Origin of the sequence: Pedobacter sp. HMWF019 (genome assembly GCF_003061025.1) — a bacterium.
Lineage (GTDB): Bacteria > Bacteroidota > Bacteroidia > Sphingobacteriales > Sphingobacteriaceae > Pedobacter.
Map to the genome: position 1 here is coordinate 1 of NZ_QAIL01000123.1, position 6,359 is coordinate 6,359.

4 protein-coding genes are annotated in these 6,359 nt (G+C 40.9%); 3 read left to right on the forward strand and 1 reads right to left on the reverse strand.

Going from position 1 to position 6,359, the window contains the following annotated elements:
* On the forward strand, positions 1-1,250 hold a 1,250-nt coding region (locus tag DBR11_RS07680; protein WP_108551246.1), incomplete at its 5' end, for a RagB/SusD family nutrient uptake outer membrane protein.
* 32 nt (positions 1,251-1,282) lie between these two features.
* Entirely contained in the window at positions 1,283-2,356 is a 1,074-nt protein-coding gene (locus tag DBR11_RS07685; RefSeq protein WP_158275241.1) for a TlpA disulfide reductase family protein, read from the forward strand.
* A gap of 82 nt (positions 2,357-2,438) precedes the next feature.
* Here DBR11_RS07685 and DBR11_RS07690 read toward each other — a convergent pair whose 3' ends face one another.
* On the reverse strand, positions 2,439-4,760 hold the full coding sequence (locus DBR11_RS07690; RefSeq protein WP_108551250.1) for a beta-galactosidase: 2,322 nt from the start codon (positions 4,758-4,760) through the stop codon (positions 2,439-2,441).
* A gap of 254 nt (positions 4,761-5,014) precedes the next feature.
* Here DBR11_RS07690 and DBR11_RS29855 point away from each other — a divergent pair.
* Positions 5,015-6,359, forward strand: a 1,345-nt coding sequence (locus DBR11_RS29855; protein WP_369974425.1) for a sugar-binding domain-containing protein, incomplete at its 3' end; no start/stop codon positions are given.

The window sequence follows — 6,359 nt, forward strand, 5'->3', positions numbered from 1 at the left end:
ATATCATCCTTGCTCAGTCCGGTTATATCTATCCGGAGTTTATGACAGATGATATATTAATGAGTACGGTGACTTCAGTTACCGCAAACCGGGAGTCAAAGTCTTATACCTGGCAGAAAGATCTTTTGCTGGCCACAGATGATGACAGTGAATGGAATACGCCTTATAACTATATTTATATTTGTAACCTGGTGCTGGATAACTTACAAACTGCGACAGAGGGAACAGACCAGACCCGGAATCGTTTAAAAGGAGAGGCACTTACACAGCGTGCTTATTATTTGTTTGCACTTGCCAATTTATATGGAAAAGATTATGTAGCGGCAACGGCATCAACGGATTTGTCTGTACCGATTACGCTTCATGCAGATCTTGAAGCCATAGCTAAACGTGCAACAGTACAGGAGGTTTACGATCAGGTGATCAATGACCTGCAAACAGCCATTTCGATAAGCGATTTTCCTGAAACCGGTAAGAATTATATTCATCCCGGTAAGCTGGCTTCTATGGCCTTATTGGCGAGAGTTTATCTTTTTAAAGGCGATTACGTGAATGCACAAAAATATGCAAATGATGTTTTAGCGAAGAAAAGCACCCTGTTTGACTGGAATTCGCTGAGTTTTAGTAATCCGGCAAAACCAACGGCCGCAACCATTGTGAACAATCCTTTGCCTCAAAGTAATATAGAAAATATTTATAGTAAACTGGCTTCAAATCCGTCTTTGCTTACCCGTTTTATGGCCAGTTCTGATTTGTTAACTGTTTTAGACACCAAAGACCTGCGTTATGTTTTCGCTTTCACTCGGTTAACCTCAACTGGCGCATCAAGTACAAGTGTTAATCCGGATTATCTGGGTACGACGCCAAATTTTAGTATCGGCGTACCTGAAATGATGTTGATCAAAGCTGAAGGTATGGCCCGGGCGGGTGATAAAGACGGAGCTGTTTCTATGCTGAATACACTAAGAGTAAAGCGGTTTAAACCGGCAGATTATATTGCTTTATCCGCATCAACTGCCGATGATGCCCTGGATAAAGTATTGTCGGAACGTAGAAGAGAATTGCTTTATCGTGGAGTAAGGTGGTTTGATTTGAAAAGGTTAAACCGTGATGAACGCTTTAAGAAAACCCTCAGTCGTGTTGTTGCTGGGCAGAGTTATTCGCTGGAACCTAACAGCAACAGGTATGTGTTGCAGATCGCGCCTAAAATTATAGAAATCAACCCGCTAATTGTTCAAAACCCAAGATAATGAACTGTTATTTAAAGAAAATTGTAGTTGTGATGATAATAGTCACAACTACGGCTTTCAGTCTTTTAAGCGCTAAGGCTCAACAGGCAAAGAAAGTAAGTATGGATATTGAATTTAATTCTGCATTGCATCCTGCAGGGACTAAATTAAAACTCTACAGAGAGTGGCCAAAAAGAAGCCTTGTGGATACAGGGAGCCTGGATGCTTTGCATCAGTGCAAGTTTCATGTTACAGATAGTTTGCCGGCGGTTTTTACATTGGAAACCAGGAAGCCGTTTTTAAATCAAACCATTATTCTGGAGAAAGGGCTTTGTAGCATTGTACTGGGGGCAGATGCTCAGGTACTGGTTAAAGGAGGGCTTTTGCAGACCAGATTGGAACAACATCTGCAACAGATTAAACCTTTGGAAAAAGAATGGGCAGCAGCAGGCAATCAATACACAAAGGCGAAAGATCTTGAAGAGAAGTTAATTGCAGAAAAAGAAAACAGGGTGCTGGCAGAAAAAGTTCAGTTTGCGAGAATGGCTTTCATCAAAAATAATATTGATAACCTTCTTGGTGAATGGCTTACTCACCATTATCTGTATGGTATGCAGCAGAAAGACTTGCAAATGCTTAAAAACTGGTTTTCTTCAAGGGGTAAAAAGAATGCTGTATCTAAAGAAATTGAAGACAAACTTCAGATATTGGAGCATAATTTATTGCTGGGCAAAAAGGCACCTTTGTTTAATTTGACTTCAATTACAGGAGATGCGGTTGCACTTGATCAGTTGATTAAGAATAATAAATATGTTTTGATTGATTTTTGGGCTTCGTGGTGTACACCCTGCAGAGCAACAAATAGAAATATAGCACCACTTTATAAGGATTTAAAAAGTAGAGGAATAGAAGTGGTTTCTATTTCTGTAGATGAAAACAATGAGTTGTGGAAAAAAGCGGTCAAATCTGATCAGATTCCATGGCTTCAGTTAATTTCACCCTCTATAAAATCCAGAACCGTCATGGATTATCATGTGAGCACGTTACCTTCGACTTTTTTAATTGACCGGGACGGCTTTGTTGTAAAACAGAATATGGAGATTGATGATTTAAAGAAGCTGCTTTAACTAAATTAAACTTTGCATTGATCATTTGAAATACCCGTCATCTCTCCCCGGTACTTGTGGAGAGATGACGGGTATTATGGTTTTATAGTCCTTTAAAAGGTTGTACAGAAAAGTATAATTGGTAGTCCTTTATACGTCCGTTGGGATTGTCTTGTCTTGGGAATAACTTTAACCCGCTTACTTTGTAAACCTTACCCAGATCGATAACAATTTGGTGAGGTGGTTTAGGTGCTTTGTCTTGCCATTCGGTATGCCAGATACTGGTATATTGCAGATCAAACACATTTGCGGCATTTCCGTCATCGCCATCTAATTCTTCGCTGTCTGCATAAACAACTTTCCAGTCGCTCCTTGGTATTTCTCTACCCTGAGGATCGAGCAAGACCAGTTCGGCTACAGATGTATAGGGTTGTCCATGCTGTTCGGATAGCGCTTCCAGGCAAAAGAACCTTGCCTCTACAGGTTTAAATGAGGTGGTTTGCCAGCTGGCACTGTTTTGAAAACTCCCTGCATGATGGACTTCCTGAGCATCTTTTATCCAATGTTGTCCGGCTTTTTTATGCACCTGTGGTTGTGTCTCATTTACTTTGTCTAAAATAGGTTGATCGGTGAAGGTTAGCGCAGGAGCTGCATTGCCAAACAAATCAAACACTATGATTTCATTTTGTCCTTTTTTGAGCCAGCTTCCCGGTATCAGCATGGTTTGTGTTGGTCCGATATTCCAATAGCGGCCCAGGCAAGTTCCATTGATCCAAACCAGGCCTTTGTTCCACTTGCTCATATCGATATAGGTATCGGACAAGTTCGAGGCTGCAAAAGTCCCTTTGTAGAAACCGGCTGCAGGTTTTTGAGGTGTAATGGGTTGATAACGTACCGGGATGTTGTGATCTCCAAGCTGAATAGGGTAATTCTTCCAGTTTTTGAGTTCAGTTTTCGTATTGCCGGTAACCAGATATACGGGGCCGTGAATCCCCTTGCGGTCGTGCATCGCGTAACCATAATTTACCCGGCCGACAGCTTCTACCAATACACTGAGTTTAGCGTTCTTGTTGTGTTTGGGTATTTCCAGAGAGAATTTGTTCTTTCTTCTGTCTAAAGTGCCGATGAGATGATCGTCTATGTAAATGAGTGCATAATCATGGATATCGCGAAATTGCAGCAGAGATCTTTCTCCGCCTGCCAATTGTGTTTGATAGAGTACACATCCGAAATTCTGGTTAAGATCTTCCATGAGCTTAACAGTATCAGACAAAACGGGTTTTGGCAGGTTTTTATTCAGTGCTGCAAATGCGGTAAATTTTACCGGGGCAAGTTTTTGAATTTTATTTGAAGCGGGAATATCAGGTAAGGTTTCTCCTTCCTGCAGATAGTTGCTGAATAACTTTCTGATCTGGTGGTATTTTTCTGTAGGATTACCTGCTTCATCTATCGGAGCATCGTAGTCATAGCTGGTGGTTTGCGGTAAAAAAGGTGGGGCATTGGCTCCGCTATAGGTACCGAATGTGGTACCGCCATGTACCATGTAAATACTGAAGGATGCTTTGTGGTCCAGCATGTATTTTAACTCGTCAATAATTCTTTTAGTGCCTCCAGTGTGGTGGGGTCTGCCCCAGCTGTCAAACCAACCTGGATAATATTCTCCGCACATTAAAGGGCCTGTTGGCTGTACCTGGCGCAAGGCTTCAAAGTTTTCTTTTGGATTACTTCCGAAGTTCACGACTGCAAAGAGATCATCGGGGTGATCTTCTTTCAACTGTGACGGCCCGTCGCAATGGAACAAGGGTACTTTGAAACCTGCAGCTTCTACATAGGATTTAATGGTTTCCATATACTGTTTATCATTGCCGTAGCTGCCATATTCATTTTCGACCTGAACCATGATGATGTTACCCCCATTGCTGATTTGCAGTGGTGCCAGCTCGCGTCCCACCTCTAACAAATACTTCTTGGCACGGGCTAGAAAATAAGGATGCTGTGTACGGAGCTGGATGGATTTATCTTTCAGCAGCCACCATGGAAAACCTCCGAATTCCCACTCGGCGCAAGAATAAGGACCCGGGCGTAAGATGACATACAGTCCTTCTTCTTTAGCGATTTTACAAAATTCAGCAGCGTCGCTCTGGCCGGTCCAGGTAAAGGTATCCGGTTGTTTTTCGTGCATGTTCCAAAACAGATAAGCGCAAACTGTATTTAAGCCCATGGCCTTTGCCATTTTTAAGCGGCTGCGCCATTCTGTTTTGGGTATACGGGCAAAATGCATCTCGCCGCAGCGAATTACATAGGGTTTCCCATTGAGTTCAAAAGCTTCTTTTCCGATTTTAAAGGTTTGCGGCTGCTGTGCACTGGCTGTATAGACGGAAAGCATACAAAGCAAAATGAACAGTGTTTTCCTGTAGGGTGTCATAAGTTTTTTTTGGTGGTAAGTTGATTTTATTCAAATAGAAACATTGTGCTGGTAATATAAAATTTAAAAACAGCGCAAACGTTTGATAGCTCTTTATATCGCTCATTATTGTGATAGCCCTATAATAATCCATCTTTTTGGAAATTAATCCATTTTAACCTCCGGCCGTAAATCTGATCTTTAAGGTTGCCAATATAAACGTATTCAATAATTATCATTGATAATTTAATTGATCTAACCCTCATTAAACTTGTATGAAATTTCTATTTAAGTATCTGCAATTATCCTTAGTACTTTTACTTTTTTTAACTATTACAGCTGCAGGGCAGTCGAAAAATGAAGGTCATCAACAAATTGATCTTTCAGGTATATGGTCATTTCAGGTAGATTCGTTGGATAAGGGGATTTCTGAGAAATGGTACATGCAAAAACTGGAGGAAAAAATAAAGCTTCCAGGCTCAATGACAACCAATGGAAAAGGCGACGAAGTTTCTGTAAAAACGCAATGGACTGCTCAGATTGTAGATAAATCCTGGTATACGAAAGATGAATATGCAAAATACAGGCAGCCTGGAAATATTAAAATACCCTTTTGGCTCCAGCCGGTAAAGCATTATGTTGGTGCTGCCTGGTACCAAAAGACAATAAATATTCCTGCTTCCTGGAAAGATAAGCTCATACAGCTCTTTATAGAGAGAAGCCATTGGGAAACAACGGTATGGATTGATGACGTGAAAATTGGTATGGAGAACAGTCTTGGTACAGCCCAAGTATTTGATATGGGTGTTAAGCTGACATCAGGAACGCACAAAATAACAATCAGAGTTGACAACAGGATAAAAGACATTAATATGGGACCTAATGCCCATAGTGTTTCCGATCATACGCAAACCAACTGGAACGGTTTGATAGGAGATTTAAAACTTATGGCCAGGCCTAAAGTATATATTTCTGATGTGCAGCTTTATCCTGATATTAAAAAAAATCAGGTATTGGTAAGGGTGCAGCTTAATAATGCAACGGGTGCCAGCAAAGAAATAGCTTTGGATTTAACTGTTGTTGCGGATCAACCTGGTAATCCAAGATTAAAACCTTTAACGCAAAAATTGGTAATTTCTGAAAAGGAGAAAATTATTGAGTTTGTTTATCCTATGGGGAATAATCCAATGTTATGGAGTGAATTTCATCCGAATTTGTATGAAATGCAGGTAAACCTCAGATTGCCAAAAGATGCCGCACCGGATCGGAAAAATATAATTTTCGGTATGCGGGAATTTAAGGCCAAAGGCACCCAGTTTGTTCTCAATAACAAATTGACCTTTTTGCGTGGTACATTAGATTGTGCGGTTTTTCCCAAAAAAGGGTATCCGCCTACTGACGTGCCCAGTTGGAAAAAGATATTTGAAACGATAAAAGCTTATGGGCTAAACCATGTAAGATTCCATTCCTGGTGCCCTCCGGAAGCTGCTTTTATTGCTGCCGACCGATTGGGTTTATTTGTACAGGTAGAGTGTTCGGCGTGGTCAAATGGTTATGCTGATGCTTTAATTGGCGATGGTTTGCCTTTGGATAAATATATTTATGCGGAAAGTGAGCGAA